This is a genomic window from Muricoprocola aceti, assembly GCF_025567005.1.
GTDB classification, from domain to species: Bacteria; Bacillota; Clostridia; order Lachnospirales; family Lachnospiraceae; genus Marvinbryantia; species Marvinbryantia aceti.
On record NZ_JAOQKE010000006.1, the window covers coordinates 79,941 to 99,805 of the forward strand.

General features: G+C 43.3%; 20 protein-coding genes. 2 read left to right on the forward strand and 18 right to left on the reverse strand.

From position 1 onward, the window contains the following. Window positions 1-21 precede the first annotated feature (21 nt). From rseP to pyrH, 6 genes are all read right to left on the reverse strand, one after another. Window positions 22-1,050, reverse strand: coding sequence for an RIP metalloprotease RseP (gene rseP, locus OCV47_RS07450; protein WP_262654550.1), 1,029 nt, complete (start codon window positions 1,048-1,050; stop codon window positions 22-24). Window position 1,051: 1 nt separating this feature from the next. Beyond that, window positions 1,052-2,194 (reverse strand): 1-deoxy-D-xylulose-5-phosphate reductoisomerase, encoded by a 1,143-nt coding sequence (locus OCV47_RS07455; protein ID WP_262654551.1) that lies wholly within the window; start codon window positions 2,192-2,194, stop codon window positions 1,052-1,054. A 36-nt stretch (window positions 2,195-2,230) separates the two neighbouring features. Continuing rightward, complete coding sequence (locus tag OCV47_RS07460; protein ID WP_117448149.1) at window positions 2,231-3,040, reverse strand: phosphatidate cytidylyltransferase; 810 nt, start codon at window positions 3,038-3,040, stop codon at window positions 2,231-2,233. 1 nt (window position 3,041) lies between these two features. Further along, the gene (locus OCV47_RS07465) at window positions 3,042-3,773 is read right to left on the reverse strand and encodes an isoprenyl transferase (protein WP_117448225.1); all 732 of its coding nucleotides are present in this window, start codon (window positions 3,771-3,773) and stop codon (window positions 3,042-3,044) included. A gap of 101 nt (window positions 3,774-3,874) precedes the next feature. After that, entirely contained in the window at window positions 3,875-4,426 is a 552-nt protein-coding gene (gene frr, locus OCV47_RS07470) for a ribosome recycling factor (RefSeq protein ID WP_256300679.1), read from the reverse strand. A 24-nt stretch (window positions 4,427-4,450) separates the two neighbouring features. Then, window positions 4,451-5,146 (reverse strand): UMP kinase, encoded by a 696-nt coding sequence (gene pyrH, locus OCV47_RS07475; RefSeq protein ID WP_117448147.1) that lies wholly within the window; start codon window positions 5,144-5,146, stop codon window positions 4,451-4,453. Between the two features lie 146 nt (window positions 5,147-5,292). On the opposite strand from pyrH, the gene OCV47_RS07480 reads away from it, so the two are divergent. Further along, on the forward strand, window positions 5,293-6,063 hold the full coding sequence (locus tag OCV47_RS07480; RefSeq protein WP_262654552.1) for a hypothetical protein: 771 nt from the start codon (window positions 5,293-5,295) through the stop codon (window positions 6,061-6,063). Here OCV47_RS07480 and OCV47_RS07485 read toward each other — a convergent pair. Next, window positions 6,008-6,907 (reverse strand): DMT family transporter, encoded by a 900-nt coding sequence (locus OCV47_RS07485; protein WP_262654569.1) that lies wholly within the window; start codon window positions 6,905-6,907, stop codon window positions 6,008-6,010. The two genes, OCV47_RS07480 and OCV47_RS07485, sit on opposite strands and share 56 nt — an antisense overlap. Window positions 6,908-7,067: 160 nt before the next feature. Between OCV47_RS07485 and OCV47_RS07490 the strand changes: the two genes are divergently transcribed. After that, window positions 7,068-7,433 (forward strand): metal-dependent transcriptional regulator, encoded by a 366-nt coding sequence (locus OCV47_RS07490; protein WP_117448144.1) that lies wholly within the window; start codon window positions 7,068-7,070, stop codon window positions 7,431-7,433. A 62-nt stretch (window positions 7,434-7,495) separates the two neighbouring features. Here OCV47_RS07490 and OCV47_RS07495 read toward each other — a convergent pair whose 3' ends face one another. The 11 genes from OCV47_RS07495 to OCV47_RS07545 all read right to left on the reverse strand — a co-directional run bounded on the left by OCV47_RS07495 (window position 7,496) and on the right by OCV47_RS07545 (window position 19,841). Continuing rightward, window positions 7,496-8,683, reverse strand: coding sequence for an Ig-like domain-containing protein (locus OCV47_RS07495; protein ID WP_262654553.1), 1,188 nt, complete (start codon window positions 8,681-8,683; stop codon window positions 7,496-7,498). A 179-nt stretch (window positions 8,684-8,862) separates the two neighbouring features. Further along, window positions 8,863-10,038 carry an ATP-grasp domain-containing protein gene (locus tag OCV47_RS07500; RefSeq protein ID WP_262654554.1) on the reverse strand — a complete coding sequence of 392 codons (1,176 nt, stop codon included), beginning with the start codon at window positions 10,036-10,038 and terminating at the stop codon, window positions 8,863-8,865. Beyond that, complete coding sequence (locus OCV47_RS07505; RefSeq protein WP_256300689.1) at window positions 10,038-10,994, reverse strand: glycosyltransferase; 957 nt, start codon at window positions 10,992-10,994, stop codon at window positions 10,038-10,040. Before OCV47_RS07505 ends, OCV47_RS07500 begins: the two co-directional genes overlap by 1 nt. A 39-nt stretch (window positions 10,995-11,033) precedes the next feature. Next, a complete protein-coding gene (locus OCV47_RS07510) occupies window positions 11,034-12,347 on the reverse strand; it encodes a phenylacetate--CoA ligase family protein (RefSeq protein WP_262654555.1) in 1,314 nt (437 codons plus the stop codon). Window positions 12,348-12,371: 24 nt separating this feature from the next. Further along, entirely contained in the window at window positions 12,372-12,953 is a 582-nt protein-coding gene (locus OCV47_RS07515; protein ID WP_256300693.1) for a xanthine phosphoribosyltransferase, read from the reverse strand. A gap of 89 nt (window positions 12,954-13,042) precedes the next feature. Next, window positions 13,043-14,485 carry a lipopolysaccharide biosynthesis protein gene (locus tag OCV47_RS07520; protein ID WP_262654556.1) on the reverse strand — a complete coding sequence of 481 codons (1,443 nt, stop codon included), beginning with the start codon at window positions 14,483-14,485 and terminating at the stop codon, window positions 13,043-13,045. A 113-nt stretch (window positions 14,486-14,598) separates the two neighbouring features. After that, window positions 14,599-14,748, reverse strand: coding sequence for a FeoB-associated Cys-rich membrane protein (locus tag OCV47_RS07525; RefSeq protein ID WP_117448136.1), 150 nt, complete (start codon window positions 14,746-14,748; stop codon window positions 14,599-14,601). A 94-nt stretch (window positions 14,749-14,842) separates the two neighbouring features. Next, window positions 14,843-16,993 carry a ferrous iron transport protein B gene (gene feoB, locus OCV47_RS07530; protein ID WP_256300699.1) on the reverse strand — a complete coding sequence of 717 codons (2,151 nt, stop codon included), beginning with the start codon at window positions 16,991-16,993 and terminating at the stop codon, window positions 14,843-14,845. A gap of 110 nt (window positions 16,994-17,103) precedes the next feature. Then, window positions 17,104-17,325 carry a FeoA family protein gene (locus OCV47_RS07535; protein ID WP_256300701.1) on the reverse strand — a complete coding sequence of 74 codons (222 nt, stop codon included), beginning with the start codon at window positions 17,323-17,325 and terminating at the stop codon, window positions 17,104-17,106. A gap of 15 nt (window positions 17,326-17,340) precedes the next feature. Beyond that, complete coding sequence (locus tag OCV47_RS07540; protein ID WP_256300758.1) at window positions 17,341-17,550, reverse strand: FeoA family protein; 210 nt, start codon at window positions 17,548-17,550, stop codon at window positions 17,341-17,343. 215 nt (window positions 17,551-17,765) lie between these two features. Continuing rightward, complete coding sequence (locus OCV47_RS07545) at window positions 17,766-19,841, reverse strand: efflux RND transporter permease subunit (RefSeq protein ID WP_117448132.1); 2,076 nt, start codon at window positions 19,839-19,841, stop codon at window positions 17,766-17,768. Between the last annotated feature and the right edge of the window lie 24 nt (window positions 19,842-19,865).

The window sequence follows — 19,865 nt, forward strand, 5'->3', positions numbered from 1 at the left end:
CACAGACGCTTTGTTGGTGTCTTACATTAATTTCATCACATCGCTGAACAGGATCACTACCATAAGCGCCATCAGTGCCATCAGTCCAATAAAATGTACCATACCTTCTTTTTCCGGATTGATACGTTTGCCACGGATCAATTCCAGTATCAGGAACACCAGACGACCTCCATCCAGTGCCGGCAATGGCAGAAGATTCATGACACCCAGATTGGCTGACAGAAGGATTGCAATGTTCAGCATATTTACAAACACTGCGAACCAGCTGATCTGAACACTCTCTGTGTAAGTTTCTCCGATCATATCTACCACACCAACCGGACCAGACATGTCTTTGACACCGACCTGGCCTTTCACCAGCATCTTCAGACTCTGCAGGGTAATGTCAATCCAATATTTCACCTCATAAGCGCCATAGAATAATGTTTTTCCCACACTGCCTTTGACATATCCACTATTCATAGACAGCCCCAGCAGATATCTGCCGTCCTCTGTCTCCTTCGGATCCAGTGTAACTACATGAGCTTCCCCGTCTCGCTCATAAGTGACTGTGACAGTCTCTCCCTGATGAAAAGATACATAATTGCTTACTTCTCTGGCAAGCTGAATGTGTTTTCCATTCATTTCAGTAATCACATCTCCGGTCTGAATGCCGGCTTCCTGCGCCGGAAAACCATCTGAAGCCCTGTAAACAACTGCCGGATCATATCCGACGCATCCCGTAATGATCACTGCTGCTACGAATGCCATAATAAAATTGAAAATCGGTCCGGCTGCAATCACAGAAATCCTGGCCAGCGCTGACTTGCTGCCAAAAGATCCCTCTTCCCCTGCTGCCTCATCTTCTCCCAGCATCATGCAGGAACCGCCAAAAGGCAGCAATTTCCAGGAATATCTGGTTCCATGCCATTCCCTGCTTAAAAGTCTTGGTCCCATGCCAAGGGAAAATTCTACCACTGTAATACCATTTGCCTTCGCCAGCAAAAAATGTCCCAGCTCATGAAAAATAATAATCAGACTGAATATGATCAGTGCTATCAGAATGCTCAATCTACCACCTGCTCTCAATAAATTCATATGTTGCTTTCTCGGTATCGAGAATTTCCTCTATCGTAGGCTGCTGAATGCTCTTATGCTGTTCCATGCTTTCGATAATAATCTGATAAATATCCGTGAATCCAATCTCTCTGTGAAGGAACTTACTGACCGCCCGTTCGTTTGCCGCATTGAACACCGTTGGCATAGAACCGCCCTCTCTGGATGCTTTTAGTGCCAGCGGCAAGCCGAGAAATGTCTCCATATCCGGTTTTTCAAATGTAATCTGTCTCAGCTTCGCAAAATCCAGTCTTTCTCCTGCCAGATAACGCCGGTCTGGATAGTACAGGGCATACTGTATCGGCAACTTCATATCCGGTGTTCCCAGCTGCGCAATCACTGCTCCATCCACGAACTGTACCATGGAATGAATCACACTCTGTGGCTGTACCACCACTTCGATCTGATCCAGATCTACCTGAAACAGCCACTTAGCTTCCATCACTTCCAGTCCCTTATTCACCAACGTAGCAGAATCAATGGTGATCTTCTGCCCCATAGCCCAGTTTGGATGCTTCAAGGCATCTTCCACTTTTACCTGTTCCAGATCTGCTCTTTTTCTTCCACGAAACGGGCCTCCAGATGCGGTAATCAGCAGTTTGTCAATCTGACCATGCTGTTCCCCGTTCAGAGACTGGAAAATAGCACTGTGTTCGCTGTCCACTGGAAGGATCTTTACCCCATGCTTTTTTGCCAGCGGCATAATGATATGACCTGCCGTAACAAGAGTCTCCTTATTGGCAAGGGCAATATCCTTTCCTGCTTTAATTGCTTCTACTGTCGGACGAATACCGATCATCCCCACAATAGCCGTTACCAGTACTTCCACCTCCGGCAGTGTGGAGATCTCAATCAGGCCATCCATACCTGTGACGATCTTCACATCCAGATCGCTGATGGCTGTCTTTAATTCTCTGGCCGCCTCTTCTTCCCATACTGCAACTACCCGCGGTGAGAACTCACGGATCTGCCTCTCCAGAAGCTTTACATTACGTCCTGCCGCCAATGCGGCTATCTTTAAATCTCCATTGGCTCCGGCCACTTCCAGAGTCTGTGTTCCTATCGACCCGGTCGAGCCGAGTACTGCGATTGTCTTCATCTCTTTTACCTCTGTCATTTTCTCATAACTTTGTGTTTATTTAATGAACGTACTTGCCAGGAAATAAATAATCGGTGCTGTAAAGATTACACTGTCGAAACGATCCAGTATGCCACCGTGTCCTGGAATCAGGGTTCCATAATCTTTGATCTCATGATTTCTCTTAATCGCTGATGCTGCCAGGTCACCTACCATAGAAATCAATGCTCCCACAGCACAGATTACCGCATACATCACTACCTGATTCTCTGCCTGCAGATATTTTCCAACTACAGCCGCATAGATTGCACCCAGCAGAGCAGCTCCAACTACTCCTCCGACAGCTCCTTCCACTGATTTTTTCGGACTCAGAATCGGCGACATCTTATGCTTTCCAATCAGCATACCTACACAGTAAGCACAGGTATCACAACCCCAGGAGCACAGGAAAATCAGCCACACCAGATACGCTCCGTCTGGCAGATTCCTTGTCTGATAAATGTAGGACAACATCACACTGACGTAAACTACTCCAAAAAATGCTCCCATGACCTGCTCGCTGTGATATTTTGGAAATGTAAATACATACACAAATAAAAATGCAATCAGAATAAAAATCAACAACATGGTGCTATAACTTTCCAGTTTCAAAAGAAGCATTCCATAGTAAAAAAACGTTGCCAGATAACCGACTAGCGCCAGTCCCTTTGTCTCTTTTTTCTGGATCTTCGCAGCACGGTACAGTTCTCCTAATCCGATCAGAGAAATCGCAAGCAATGTGCCAAATAACACATAGCCTCCGGAAATGATCGTCAGTAATGCCAGGGCAACCAGAATAATTCCACTTCGAAGTCTTACTCCAAACATATTATTTCTCCTCTATGACGCCGCCATACCGACGTTCTCTTTTATTGTATTTTTCAATGGCCTGCCAAAGATTCTCTTTCGTGAATGCCGGCCATGGAATATCGGTAAAATAGAATTCTGTATAAGCCAGCTGCCACATCAGATAATTGGACAAACGCAGTTCTCCGCTGGTACGAATCAGCAGATCCGGATCGGGTACTTCTCTGGTATCCAGATAACCGGAAAACATCTCTTCTGTGATCTCCTCCGGCTGCACCTTTCCATCCAGACAGTCTCTGGTAAGATGGCGAATCGCACGGACAATCTCATCACGGCTTCCATAGTTAATGGCAATCTGAAAGTTCAATCCGGTATTATCTTTTGAACTCTCTACCAGTTTTTTCAGACTTTCCTGCAGATCCGCATCCAATGCAGCTGGATCTCCCAGGACACGTACCTTCATATTATTCTTCTGTGCCGTTTTGATACAGGTCTTTGTGTAACTGCGAAACAGACGCATCAGACCATCTACCTCTTCTTTGGAACGTTTCCAGTTCTCCGTAGAGAACAGGTATACTGTCAGATATTTGATTCCAATATTATATGCATCTTCACAAATGACTTCCAGATTTTTTGCTCCTCTGGAATGTCCGTAATTTCTTGGCATTCCTTTACTTTTTGCCCATCGACCATTTCCATCCAGAATGATCGCCACATGCTGTGGAATGCGTAAGCTTTCTCTTCCTTCTTCCATAGATCCTCCAACTCCTGTACAAATACCAATATCTTGTATCATATAGATAAAGGCTGCCACAGACTTCCATCTGCAGCAGCCGCATATCTTTGTATCCTCTGTTATACTGTCATGATTTCTTTTGACTTTTCTTCAATTGCCTTGTCAACTTCTTTGATATACTTATCAGTCAGCTTCTGGGTCTGCTCTTCCAGTTCTTTGATAGTATCTTCTGATACATCAGAACCTTTCAGTTTCTTAAATGCATCATTGGCATCACGGCGGATATTTCTCACTGCAACTTTGGCAGCTTCTCCTTTTTTCTTAACCTCTTTTGCCAGATCCTTTCTGCGTTCCTCTGTCAGTTCCGGGAAAATCAGACGGATGACTTTACCGTCATTGGTTGGATTAATGCCCAGATCAGAAGTCATGATTGCTTTCTCGATTGCCTTCAGCAAACTGCTGTCCCAAGGCTGAATCTGAATCATACGTGGTTCCGGTACATTTACATTTCCTACCTGCTGAATTGGTGTCTGTGTTCCATAGTAATCTACCATGATACGATCCAGAACGTGTGGATTCGCACGGCCTGCACGGATAGATCCGAATTCGGAAAGCAGGTTATTAAATGTCTTTGTCATCTTCTCATCATATACTTTAATTCTTTCGTCCATATTCTGTCCTCCTGATTCTCTCTTTTATACGGTTACTTTTGTTCCACTGAATACACCGTTCACGGTATTCACAATACTATTCTCTTCATTCAGTCCAAATACCAGCAACGGCATCTTATTCTCCATACATAAAATAGATGCTGCCAGATCCACCACACCCAGTCGTTTGTCGATCACTTCCTGAATGCTGATCTCATCATACTTCCTGGCATTCGGATTGGTCTTCGGATCGCTGTCATAAACACCATCAATAGACTTGGCCAGAAGGATCACATCTGCCTCAATCTCAATAGCACGGAGCACAGTAGCCGTATCTGTTGAGAAATACGGATGTCCGGTTCCTCCGGCAAAGAATGTCACGATTCCTCTGGAGAAATACTTATTCGCTCTGTCCTTGGAAAACAGCTTGGTAAAGGATCCACATTCAAATGGTGTCAGTACCTGTGTCATCATTCCCACGGAACGGAATATCTCAGATACATAAATACAGTTCATCACAGTCGCCAGCATTCCGATCTGGTCTGCTTTGGTACGATCAATATTCTCGCTGGATCTTCCTCTCCAGAAGTTGCCTCCGCCAATCACGATTCCGATCTCAATTCCGGCATCAGACAGCTGTTTCACCTGCTCTGCAACCTTGAGAACCGTCGGTTCATCAAAGCCCGTTTTTTTATCGCCAGCCAGAGCTTCTCCGCTTAATTTCAGTAATACTCGTTTCATTTTTTACCCCTTTGTCGCTAACTTTCTGAGTTCTGCGCAAGCAGCCCTCACTTAATCTTAAGTATAGCATACTTCATAAAGATTTAATACACTTTTTTTTCATTCCGTGTTAGACTTTACCTAAACAAATGAAAGAGGATTTTCTTATGGACATCAATCAGAAAAAAACAGCCCTTGACGATGATTCTATCCTGTATCAGAAACGGGATGATTCTATTGGAAAGAAGGATATTTCCGGACTTTCCGGTCGTCAGAGACTGCAATATTTCAGGGACTATTATCTGAAGTTCTGTATTCTGGCCATCGTGCTTCTCGTAGTTGCTGTCAGTCTGATCTATACCATCTTCTTCCGTCATCAGGAGACGGTGCTGAGCATTGCTGTGATCAATGATACGGCTATTTCGAACTATGAAGATCTGACAGATTATCTGCAGGATTACTATCAGGCTGATGGCAGGCATCAGCTGGTAACAGTCAGCAACTATTATCTGGAGGATCCGAATCAGCAGATGGCATTCACCACGAAGCTGGTGACCGGAGATATTGACATTGTCATTTGTGATGAGGAGACATTTGCCTCTGAAAGTGCTTCTGGCTTCTATCAGGATCTTACAGGCCTGCTTTCCCCGGATGTATCAGATGCCTTTTCTTCTCATCTGGTTCCTGGTCATACAGAAGAACGGGATAATGAAGATCAGATCATCAGTACTGGTCCTGAGCTTCCTTACGGTGTGGATATTGCAGACACACCCCTCTACACTTTCTTTGGCGGAACAGCTAAAGAAGCTATCCTCTGTGTGACTTCCCATAGCGAACATACAGAAGCAGCTATCTCCTTCCTGGATCTAGCTGCCAAAGGTACTACTGCCGACTTTTCTTCGACGGAATCGGAAGCTGCGCCAGCAGAATCGCAATAAACATCAGAATACAACCCAGAACTTCCCGTGATGTCGGTGTCTGATGCAGGATCAGAATTCCTGCCAGCACCGAAATTACGGATTCCAGACTGAGAATCAAGGAAGCCACCGTTGGATTCATTCCCTTCTGTCCAATGATCTGCAGGGTGTAAGCCACACCGCAGGAAAGTACGCCGGCATACAGAATTGGCTGCCATGCTGCCAGCAGCTCTACCATATGTGGATGCTCCAGCAACACTGTTGGCACCAGACACAGGATTCCACTGACGAAGAACTGGATACAGGACATTCTGACTCCATCTACTTTTGGTGAAAAATGGTCAATTACCAGAATATGTATGGCAAAGACAATCGCACACAAAAAGACCGTCAGATCTCCTCTTCCAATCGTCAGGTTCTCATCGATACAGAGAAAATACAGACCTGCCACAGCCAGAACCACTCCGATCCACACCAGAATTCCACATTTTTTATGAAAAAAGAGTCCGAAGACAGGCACCAGAAGAATATAGCAGGCTGTGATAAATCCAGCTTTTCCCACTGTAGTATGCATAATTCCAATCTGCTGCAGACAGCTCGCTGCAGCCAGTGCAACTCCACAACAGATGCCACCGATCCACTCAGTTCTTGAATCTGTCTCTTTCTTCTGCCCCTCTGCTCCGTTATATTTTTTCAGAATGGCTATGCAGGGAATCAGCACCACACCTCCAATAAAAAATCGTACACAGTTAAAAGTAAATGGTCCCACATAGTCCATTCCCACGCTCTGTGCCACAAAAGCAAATCCCCATATAATCGCTGTCAGTAATAAAATCCCGACATTTTTTATCTGTCCTGTTTTCATCATTACTCCTCATTTCTTTTTTGCATTTATTGTTGCGCATGGATTCATTTTATTATACATTTCCGTGAAATGCAATAAATATGTGTTTGCGTAACTAACTAAATTGTGCTATACTGAACAAGGAAATGAATTGTTTTTAACAAAGTTAGGGGAAATTAAAATGGTAGTAAATGAGTCTGCAGAAAACTATTTGGAAACAATACTGATCTTAAGCAAGCGCCTTCCAGTGGTTCGATCCGTTGACATTGCAAATGAACTTGGATTTAAAAAATCCAGTGTCAGTATTGCTATGAAGAACCTCAGAGAGAAAGAGCATATTACAGTTACCGATGCTGGTTTTATATATCTTACTGAAAGCGGACGCGCAATTGCGGAGATGATCTATGAGCGTCATCAGTTGATTTCATCCTGGCTGATTAGTCTTGGTGTAGATCCGACTGTAGCCACAGAGGATGCATGCAAGATGGAACATGTCATCAGTGCGGAAAGCTTTGACGCAATTAAAAAATATGTATTGCACAAATAACATTTGTATGTTTTTAAATATTTTAAAGAGGTCCCGTTCCCGAGACCTCTTTTTATTTATATTTATTTTATCAAACGAATGATATATCCTACCGTTGTACCAGACATATTGACCGTTGCTGCCGGTCCAAATGTTTTAAAATAGAACGTACCACTCTTGTAACCACCCAGATTTCCATTTCTTCCTGCATCATACCAGAGTCCATCTCCGGCATAAACATTTGTATGTCCATACTCTACCCAGGTACAGATATCACCTGGAAGCAGATTACCTTCCTTCAGCAGCTGATTCGGTGTCTTATATACACGGATAATCTGACAATGCTGCTGTAACAGGGTCTTAGAATCTCCACGGAAATTGATCTCTCCACCTGGTTCTCCCCAGAAATCTCTTTTGCCAATCACTCCAAGATCTCTCAATCCCCAGCGTGCCAGCAAAGCACAGTTGCAACAGCTTTTCCCTTTCTCCTGTGCATTTTTTATAGCGGTACTCCAATAAGCCGGTGCACCAGAATTCGAATAAAACCATTTTGTAGTTCCACTGGCCGCATCACTCTGTATCTGCCGGGAATACTTTTCCAGCAACGCCAGAAATTTTCTGGCCAGAGCAGATTCTCCATTCTGTGAAGCAGCTCCTGTTGTACTCTCTATTTTGCTCTCTGTGGTGCTTCCAGTCGTCGTATTGGATGTGTTACCGCCCTTCAGCACATAAACGGTACAGCTTGCTTTTCTCTTACTTCCATCCTTTGTTATTGCGGTAATCACAGCCGTTCCATTTGCTACTGCCGTAATCTTTCCCTTGCTGTTCACCTTTGCAACAGCCTTATTGCTGCTGCTCCACCGAATACGCTTGTCATTCGTATTGGACGGCTGCACCGTCACCTGCGGTGTCCAGGTCTTTCCAGGAACCATAAAGTAAGAATCCTTATTCAAAGAAACACTTGTTGCTCTCTGCTTTACTGTTACTTTACACTGATAAGTCTTCTTTCCAATCTTCGCTCTGATCACTGCACTGCCCTTTTTCACTGCTGTGATCTTTCCCTTCTGATTCACTTTGACCACTGACTTCCTGCTGCTGCTCCATGCCGCTTTCTTTGAGGTACCAGTCACCTTCAGCTGAAGTGTCTTACCAGTATACATCGTAGCACTCTTCTTATTCATTTTTGCTGCGGATGCAGACACTGGCATGACAAATACGCATATCAGCATCACCATCAGTATCATAAACGTCGACTTTCTTCGTATTCTCATGAAATTCTCCTTTTATTTTTCCATTTCTTTTCTTTTTTGTAACATTTTTGTAATTATTATAGCGTATTTTCTTAACATTTGCAAGTAAAAGGTTGCCTCCTGACATAGATAAAGCCTCGATTTCACAAAATCTCTTCTGTAAAATCAAGGCTCTTGTTTTTCCTAACGTCAGCGTCTTATTACGAAACTACAATCTCTATCTTATCCAGCGCTTCATGCAGCTTCTTTACTGCTGCATCCAGCGTCTCTCCCTTGGTCACTACATGACCGATACGGTGCGGTCCCACATGGAACTTCTTTACCGCATCTCCGACCTTGTAATCAAACTGAATCTCACAGATATCCGGGTCTTCTACATTCCGGTTCGTAATGGACTGAATGATGCCATCCCGGTCACTGCGCAGAAGCATACTGGCATTCGGTACCGCCTGATTCTGCGGAAACTCCAGATCCTCTCCAAGAGCCGCGCGAATCAGCTTCTCATAATAATCATATCCGTAATAAATGGACACCAGTTCTGCCAGACAGGTAGCACCAGAACGACCTCCAAGCTCCAGCACATAAGTCTTATCATCTTTTAAGATAAAGTCTGCATTAATAGCACAATTATTCAATCCCATAGCCTGAATCGCCTTCTCCAGCTGTTCTTCTGCATCTGCGATCACTTCTTCACTCAGATCATATGGTGCAAAATGACCGATCGGCACTCCGGTATCTCCCTGAAATACATAATCGCCATGAGGCAGTGCAAACTTCAGCTTACCATTCTGCACAAATGCCTGTGCTCCAAACTCTTTTCCTTCGATGAATTCTTCTACAATGAAATGATCGGTTCTGGTAACGGACTTCACCGCATTCACAGCATCTTCCAGCCCTGCTTCAGAATTCACTCTTGTGATACCACGACTTCCCGAACTGTCCACTGCCTTCACAATCAGTGGATAATTCAGATCCTGGATCTTCTCTCCAACCTCTTCATCCAGGCCAACCTCACGGAAACGTGCGGTACGAACACCATATTCTTCATATTTTCTCTTCATCAGAATCTTGTTCGATGCAACCTTCGCTGCTTCAAAACTGATTCCTGACAGTCCCAGCTCGTCACATACTTTACCGATGGTAATCACAGCAACATCTGTTCCTGCGGTCACGATTCCGTCAATCTTTTCAGCCTTAGCCACTTCCAGTATTTTTTCATAATCCACGGTATTTTCATAGATTACTTTATCTGCAAGGGCAAATCCCGGATAATTGCCCGGTATGCTGACTGCAATGGTATAGATTCCCATCTCTTTTGCTTTTTTTATCAATGGTACCTGATAGATTCCGGCACCCATAATCATCAGCTTTTTCATTACCTCTCCTTTTCTTCCTCATCAGATGCGTCCCTGTGATGTACCTGGCGCACCACATACTGAGGATTTTTACTCATTCCCAAGAATATTCTTCCCACATATTCTCCAATGATCCCCATGAACATTAGATTCAGTCCTGAGAAGAAACAGATAGTTGCCATCATAGACGGCCAGCCAATATAGGTTGCCGGCCGGACAAACTTCAAAATAATGACTCCAATTGCCGCCAGAATTCCTATCAGAGAAAAGAAAAATCCGGTATAGGTAGCCATCTGCAGCGGTACAATGGAAAATCCAAGAATATTAGACCAGAGCTTAATCAGCTTTTTCAAAGTATAGTTCGAAGTACCAACTTCTCGCTTAAAGTGCTGGATCGGTACAGAACTGATGTTACGTGTTGTACGCAGAAATAGTCCCTGCAAATGCGTATAAGCGCTTTTGTACTCCACTGCATAATCACGCACAAACTTCCGGATCACCCAGAAACTGGACGTCTTCAGATCCTTTGGCTTCTTCAGCAGAATCCGGACTGTCATATAATTCACATAACTGCCAAAGTTACGGAACTTGCTGTGCTCCTTATGTTCATAATATCCATATACAATATCATATCCCTTATCAAATTCATCCAGTAATTTCCCCAGCTGGGACGGATGTGTCTGCATATCATCATCCATGGCGATAAATACATCTCCACTTCCCTCATTCAGACCGGCCATTACCGCATTATGCTGTCCGGCATTCTTAGCCAGTTCCACTACCTTCACACAGGCATAATCTCTTACCAGTCCCATAAGAGCTGCCATGGTCTCTCCATCATCCGGTGAACAGTCATCTACCAGCACGAATTCATATTCTCTGCGATCCAGCCTGTCCATCTCCTGCATGGTCATCTCCACAACTTTACGGATGGTCTTTGAAGATTTATAACAGGGAATCACAATCGAATATAACACCCTGGTCACCTCCTAATTCACGACTTATCTCTTACTGTTTCACTGCATCTTGCAGGCAAAACAACGCATTTTTCCATTCTCATCTGGTGGAATGATGTCCATCCAGTCAAAGTGCAGCTGGAACTCATCACCCAAAAGTGCTTCCATCTTTTCCCGGAAAAATGCCTCGATCTCTTCCTTCGTATGTGCATCATTTCCCGGATCCTTCACCAGCTGAATCCGCATATCATGATAAGATTCCTGGATATAACGGAACTGTGCAATCCCTACGATTCCATTCGGTATCTTCATCAGTTCCAGTGCCGAAGTCTCATCTCCATGCTCATGTCTGACTAGGTCATTCACTCTTCCCTTGATCGTCTTAATATAACGTACTCCATCCAGTGTCACAGAAGATGCACGATCACCGATCTCATAATTGATAATCGGGAAATCCTTTTTAAATAAGGTTGTAATGACCACCTTTCCTTCATCAGCCAGCTGCATATCCTCATCATAGATATTCACTACATGAGTATCACTGTTGATATAATACAGGTCTGCTCCTGGCACCTGAATGATACAGCTCCCTGTCTCTGAACTGCCATATGCGTCCATCAGACCATCTCCAAAGGTCTCTGCCAGCACCTTTCGCGTCATGTCATCCACCATCTCACTGACCGGCACATAGATCTTGGGTTTATGTACCTTCATATTGTGGCGCTGTGCATATAACGCCATACGGACCAGACAGTTTCTTCTGAAGCAAAGTACATCTGGCTCATAGGCATTGACTTCATTCAGAATATCACGGATACCTTCGCCTACGCAGTTCTTCTCTGAAACAACACGGCGTCTCATCAATCCAAACTTCTGAATAATGGAATCTCCTTTTTTGGCATCCACATGCTTATGACTGGTTTCAAAAGAAAACAGCTTTCCCCGAAGTGGATGATACCCTGCATACATCAGCACTCGAATCCAGTTTGCATCCACACATGCTGACTCTCTCTGTGTCTGAAGAAACTTCAGTGGTGTTCCTGAAGATCCACTGGTACTGAGTACATTCCATCTCTCATGCATCTCTGGATGGGCATCATATTCCTTCTGCATCCAGGCTCTTAAGTCTGCACGGGTAAGTACCGGGAACTTCTGCAGATCTTCAGCACTGTGAAAATCATCTGGCGTCAGATGGCACTGATCGAACCGTTCTCTGTAAAACGGGATCTTGTAGGCACTTACCATCAGCTCATGGACCTTTTTCCCCTGACGTTTTCGAATAAACTCATGATCTGTTGGAATCTTCTTATCCAGCTTCATGAGATAATATAAGGTCATTACATTTTTCAGTTTTTTCTCTATTACAAATGACATATATTTCTTCCTATCTTTACTTCTTTACTGCTCACGGAACACAATCGTTCCGGTTTTATCATCCATACTTTCCACAATCGCAAGTGACTCCAGATGAATGCCTTTGTCACGAATGATCTGTCCGCCTACCTGGAAGCCTTTCTCGATCACTACCCCGGCTCCCACCAGCTCTGCTCCAGAATCCTGTACCAGTGTGCTTAATCCCTCCAGAGCTTTACCATTCGCCAGGAAATCATCAATCAGAAGTACTTTGTCTTCTTTTCCAAGGAATTCCCTGGAAACAATAATATCGTATACTCTTCCATGGGTGAAGGATTCTACCTGAGTACGGTATACTTCTCCTGCAATATTCTTTGTCTGTGTCTTCTTGGCAAATACAACCGGCACATCAAACACTTCTGCCACTACGCAGGCAATTCCAATCCCGGATGCTTCAATCGTCAGAATCTTATTAATCTCCTGCCCTTCAAATCTGCGTTTGAATTCCAGTCCGATCTCATGAAACAGTTTCACATCCATCTGATGATTCAAAAAGCTGTCAACTTTCAGCACATTTCCTTCTTTTATTTTTCCATCCTTACGGATACGGTCTTCCAAAAGCTTCATTTATTACTTCCTCCTGCGTCTGTGTAATATATCGTTATCAATCAATTAATAAGGTTATAACATAATTTTACGCTTCTTTCAACTTATGCTTACTTACTTTTTTTCGTACGGATATTTTTCAGAATTCCAAGGAACTGTGGTGCAATTTTTTTCACTGAAAAAGCACATCCAGCCAGAATCAGTACATAGCGCGCATACCATGGCATCCTATATGCAGCCATGGAAAGCAGATTCAAAATGAAAAATACAGCTGCATATTTCAGGGTCGTACACAGTGGAATAATCCGCTGTCCTGTAATCTTCATCTCCTGCCATCCCTGAAGGATCAGCAGAAATGCATAACTAACCGCAGTCGTATAAGCTGCTGCCTGATATCCAAACTGTAAAATACAGACATAATTCAATATGACGTTCACTACCATTGCAAGCATGGTACCAAGTGCCACCTGCGCTGTTTTTTTATAATAATTCTGAATCGCAGTATAACTGTAACTGTAAAATCGAAACAGAGTGCCCGTTACCATAGGCGCGATCACCCAGATCGCTGCCATATTTTTTCTTCCTCCCAGTATCCATACAATCTCCGGTGCCAGCATAACCACAAACCAGGAAATCATACCAAATCCCTGCATCACTGTTTCCCATGGTTTTTCTACATCTGCTTCTTCTCCTCTTGATATTTTCTCAAAGAACCATGGTAGCCAGGCACTCCATACTGAATCCTCCAGGATCCAGATAATAAACGATACGGTAGTTCCCACAGCGAAGATTCCTGTTTCCCATTCCCCTACCATATTCTGGATCATAATCTTATCCGCCTGATTCATAATCTGAATAGATAAGACTTCCGGTATCAGAGGGATGCTGTACAGCAAGCCATACTTCCAATACTTCAGTGAAAACAGCTTCTTTCCCTGCACAGCCATAATCAGCGCAATGATCAGTCCGCCAATGATCTGTGGAATATAAAATCCAAGGATCCGATAATGTACCAGCTGATCAAATTCTCCACGGACATTTCCGATATACAGCCATCCAATAGAGATCACAGTGGCTGGTACTACCAGAAGCACCGAGGCAACTGTTGCAAACTTATAGCGCATACTCTGCTTTTCTCTTCGATTCATATACAGCACACTGGTATAGGAAAAGATATATCCAAATGCTGTATACAGCATCACATCGTCCATTCCACAGAACTTCTGAATCTGTGGTTTAAATAACAGACAAATCCCTGTCATCAATGCAATCGAGATATAAGAAAGATTCTGCACCGCAGAAGTATAAGAGTCAAACTTCTCCCTCATATCATATTTGGCGCGCTCTACGCTTCTCCAAAGACATAGTGACATGATCGGAACAGCAATCTGGAGCCAGGATTCATATACCCGGATCTGTCCAAACTGCTCTGTTGATAATAGTCTGGTATAAATCGGTGTGGTAGCAAAACTGATTCCACGAATCAGCATCTGACAGACCACAAAAAAAATGCCTGACTTAACTGCCAGTTTATTTAAAGAATCATCTTTCATTGTGTTCTCCTAATTTTTCGTTGCTGTATAAAAAAAGAGGCCCAGCCCGTGGTTTATTATACCCCAAACCTGACCTCTTTGGCAACCGCTAAAAGCCTTTTCAACGGCAGCTTTCAATGACAGTTATGATTACAGTGGCCTCCACAGTGTTCGCATCCCACACCACACTGAATGGATTTTCCAGCTTTTTTGTCTTTTATCATACTGCGAATAATCGCTGCAACAATCAGAACTACGATTGCTCCTACGAAAAGTGTTCCCATATATCACACATCCTTTCTATCCAACTGAACTTACTATAGTATACATCAGAAAACAAATCGGTGCACGAAAGTTTGTGCACCGATTTCAATTTCTTTATTTTGCTGTTACTTTTACATTTTCTGTTAATGTGGTACTTTCTTTGTATGGACGGCACAGCAGGTAGATCATTCCGATGATCAGAAGAATTGCAACTACTGTGAAGATTCCAAATCCGCCGCCTGTTACCAGCATGCCAATCTGATAGATGCAAAGAGAAACTACATAAGCAAATATACACTGATATCCGATTGCGAACCAGAACCATTTTGTATTATTCATCTCTCTCTTAATCGCACCCATAGCTGCGAAGCAAGGAGCACACAGCAGGTTGAATACCAGATAGGAATAAGCCGCCAGCTGAGTCATGCTGCTTGCCAGCTGTCCCCATATCTCAGTACCATCTTCTGCCACTTCAGCAAATCCATAAAGCATACCGAATGTACCAACTACATTTTCTTTCGCAATCAGACCAGTGACTGCTGCCACTGCCATTCTCCAGTTACCCCATCCAAGAGGAGCAAAGATCCATGCAATTGCATTACCAATCTTAGAAAGAATACTTGCATCCAGCTGTTCTGCTTCCAGCATAGTGAAGGATCCGTCAATCCATCCAAAGCTCATCAGGAACCACAGAATAATTGTGGAAAGAAGAATGATGGTACCAGCTTTTTTGATGAAAGACCATCCACGTTCCCACATACTTCTTAATACGTTGCTGACAGTTGGCCAGTGATATGCCGGAAGTTCCATAACGAATGGTGCAGGATCGCCGGCAAACATCTTCGTTTTCTTTAAGATGATACCAGAAATAATGATTGCTGCAACTCCAACGAAGTAAGCACTTGGTGCTACCCAGGAAGCTCCGTCAAACAGTGCACCTGCGATGAGGGCAATGATTGGAAGTTTCGCACCACAAGGAATGAAGGTTGTGGTCATGATAGTCATACGTCTGTCACGTTCGTTCTCGATGGTTCTGGATGCCATAATACCAGGAACACCACACCCTGTACCGATCAGCATCGGGATAAATGATTTTCCGGAAAGTCCGAACTTGCGGAAGATACGGTCCATGATGAATGCAACACGTGCCATGTAACCGCAGGATTCCAGGAATGCCAGGAAAATAAACAGTACCAGCATCTGAGGTACGAAACCAAGTACCGCACCCACACCGGCTACGATACCATCAAGGATCAGTCCCTGTAACCAGCCAGCACAGTGAACGGCTGTCAGAAAGCTCTCAATTGCCGGAGGAATGATTTCACCAAACAGTACATCATTGGTCCAGTCTGTCAGGAATCCACCTACAGTTGTAATAGAAACATAATATACAATGTACATCACTACTGCAAAGATCGGCAGTGCCAGGAAACGGTTCGTTACTACACGGTCAATCTTATCAGAGATAGTAAGCTTTTCACCAGTCTTGTTCTTGGTATAGCAGCTCTTGATGATAGAAGAAATATACACATATCTTTCATTTGTGATAATACTTTCAGTATCATCGTCCATCTTATTTTCCAGTTCACTGATCTCAGCAGATACATCCGGTGCAGATGTCATCTGAGCCTTGATCTTGTCATCTCTCTCCAGAAGCTTAATTGCGAAAAATCTCTTCTGTTCTTCCGGAACGCTGTTACCCAATCTGTTTTCTACTTCTGTGATAACAGCTTCTACATCGGACTGGAATTCGTGAACCGGTGTAGAGATCTTCTTATTCTGAGCAACCTTTACAGCCTTTTCTGCTGCTTCTTTGATTCCTGTTCCTTTCAGAGCGGAAATCTTAACAACTTCACATCCAAGAGCTTTGCTCAACTTGTCGATATGTATTTTATCGCCATTCTTTTCCACGATATCCATCATGTTGACAGCCATAATAACCGGGATACCCAGTTCCATCAGCTGTGTGGACAGATACAGGTTTCTTTCCAGGTTGGTACCATCAATGATATTCAGAATGGCATCTGGTCTTTCAGCGATCAGATAGTTTCTGGCAACTACTTCCTCCAGTGTATATGGAGATAATGAATAGATACCAGGAAGGTCCATGATGGTAACATCTTTATGACCTTTTAATTTACCCTCTTTCTTTTCTACTGTAACACCCGGCCAGTTACCAACAAACTGATTGGAACCTGTCAGTGCATTAAACAGTGTCGTTTTACCGCAGTTTGGGTTACCTGCGAGCGCAATCTTGACTGACATAAATTTTTACTCCTTCTTGTTTTATAAGACTATGTTTTTATATCATTTGCTCACTTTTGTTCTTATATGCTACAAATCATTAGTGCAAGCAAACCTATGGTCAAAAAAAATTATTCCACTTCGATCATTTCCGCATCTGCTTTACGAAGAGATAATTCATAATCTCTTACAGTTACTTCAATCGGATCTCCAAGAGGTGCTACTTTTCTCACATAGACCTGTACGCCTTTTGTGATACCCATATCCATAATACGTCTCTTAATCGGACCTTCCCCATGCAGTCTTTTTACTGTCACAGTCTTTCCAACAGAAACATTCTTTAATGTGTTCATAAATTCTCCTTCCCGTTAAACCATGATCTTATTAGCCATCGTCTTGTCAATGGCAACTCTTGATTCTTTGATATTCACAATAAGATTGCCGGCGTTCTCGGAGACTACTGTCACGATTGCGCCAACCACAAAACCAAGGCTTTCCAGGAAACGTCTTGTTTCGGATTTGCCTCCCACTTTTTTAATTGTGCATTCTTCGCCAGTTTTGGCCATCGTTAATGGCATGTGTTCATCCTCTCCCTTTCTTAACATTTCAATGACTACTTTGTAAGTATATGCTAACGTTGATTAGTTGTCAAGGATATTTCATGAGGAAAATTTTCGTTTTTTCCTGTTTTTTTTAGAAAAAAAGGCGGCAACCAATGGGGACGGAGTTTTCTGGCTCATAAGAGCCAGAAAACTCCGTCCCCATTGGTTGTACGTCCCCATTGGTTGCTAGTTTATTTTCTTTTTGCGCAGCCGCGCATTCCAATTGTCGTATAACAAATCACTTTATCAAACAGTGTCAGCATTGCAGGTAAAAGTACCAGTACAATGATCATACTGATAATCGCACCACGGCACAGCAGAATTACAATAGAACGAATCATATCAATATTTGAATACAGTGCCACACCAATCGTCGCTGCAAACAGACTCAATCCACTGGTCAGAATCGACTTGAAGGAAGTCTTATGGGCAATGGAAATTGCCTCATGTTTTTCTTTTCCAGCCATACGTTCCGTCTTATAACGGTTCGTCATCAGAATCGCATAGTCTACCGTTGCACCCAGCTGAATGGTTCCTACTACAATCGGTGCCACGAATGGCTGGGAAATACCTCCGTAGTAAGAGAACGCCATGTTTACAAAGATTGCAAATTCAATTACCGTTACCAGAATGGCAGGCAGTGAAATTGATTTAAATACAATCATAACGATTACAAATATCGCCAGTATGGATACGGTATTTACCGTTACCAAGTCTACACTGGTGGTATCTTCCAGGTCTTTCATCAGCGGTGCTTCTCCGATTACCATTCCTGTCGGGTCATAGGATTTTACAATGTCATTGATAGAGGCAATCTGTGCGTTGACTTCATCTGTTGCTGCTGAATAATCAGAGCACACAAACATGATCTCATAGTTATCTGATTTCAGTTTGGAAGTCAGCTTCTTCGGAATCATACTGTCCGGAATCATCTCCCCAGTTACAGAGTTTAGGCCAAGTGCCCATTTCACACCATCCACATCTTCCACTTTATTCAGGATCTCTTTTTTTGATTTTGCATCCAGGCTGCTGTCTACCATGATCAGATGCACATTACTCATATGGAACTCGTCTGACAGCTTCTTATTGGCAATTGCACTGTCCAGAGTATCCGGAAGTCCACTGTCAATGTTGTAGTACAGCTCTACACCATTGTTTCCATTCAGTGCCGGCACAAAAGCGACAACGAACAGAATCAGCCAGATCCAGGAATGTTTGATGATAAAATCAGAGATCTTATCCATGGATGGCAGTAATGGCTTGTGTCTGGTCTTATCAATCGCTTTTTCAAAAATTAAAATCATAGAAGGTAATACCGTAACACAGCAAATCACACCGATCACTACACCTTTAATCATAACGATACCCAGGTCACGTCCCAGTTCAAAAGTCATGAAAATTAATGCTGCAAAACCAGCTACCGTGGTAACTGAGCTACCTGCTACAGAAATAAATGTATTGGAAATAGCTTCTGCCATAGCATCATTACGGTTCTCATAATTCGGTTTAGCTTCCTCGTAACTGTGAAGAAGGAAAATGGAATAGTCCATGGTAACACCCAGCTGCAATACTGCAACCAGTGCCTGTGTAATATAGGAAATCTGCCCCAGGAAAATATTCGTACCCATATTGTATACGACAGCAAATCCTATACTTGACAGGAAAATAAATGGAAGTACAAAGGAATCAGTGGTCAGCAACAGCACCAGTAATGACAGTAACGATGCAATCACAACATAAACCGGCATTTCCTGAAGTGCCAGGTTCTTAATGTCTGTAACAACTCCACTCATACCACTGATGAAGCATTCTTTTCCCACCATCTTACGCATAGCTGTGATAGCCTCCATCGTCTCGTCAGCAGATGTGGTGTTATCAAAGAGCGCAATCATCATGGTTGCATCCCCCTGGAAGAATGCATCTCGGATGCTGTCCGGAATCATAGATACCGGAACACTTAAATCCAGCATATCATCATACCATAACACTTCTTTTACATGATTGATAGTCTCCAGATCCGCTTCCAGTGCAGCCGCATCCTTATTATCCATGCCTTCTACAATGACCATGGAAAAAGCTCCCATGCCAAATTCGTCTACCATGATATCCTGTCCAGATACCGTTTCCAGAGAATCCGGCAGATAACTTAAAATATCATAATTTACTCTTGTATTTAAGTATCCGATCGCAGACGGTACCAAAAGTGCCAGTGCCAGAATAAAGATCAGGTAACGTCCTTTTGCAATCGCCTTGCCTATTTTTTTCATAATTCCTTACACCTCTTATTTCAC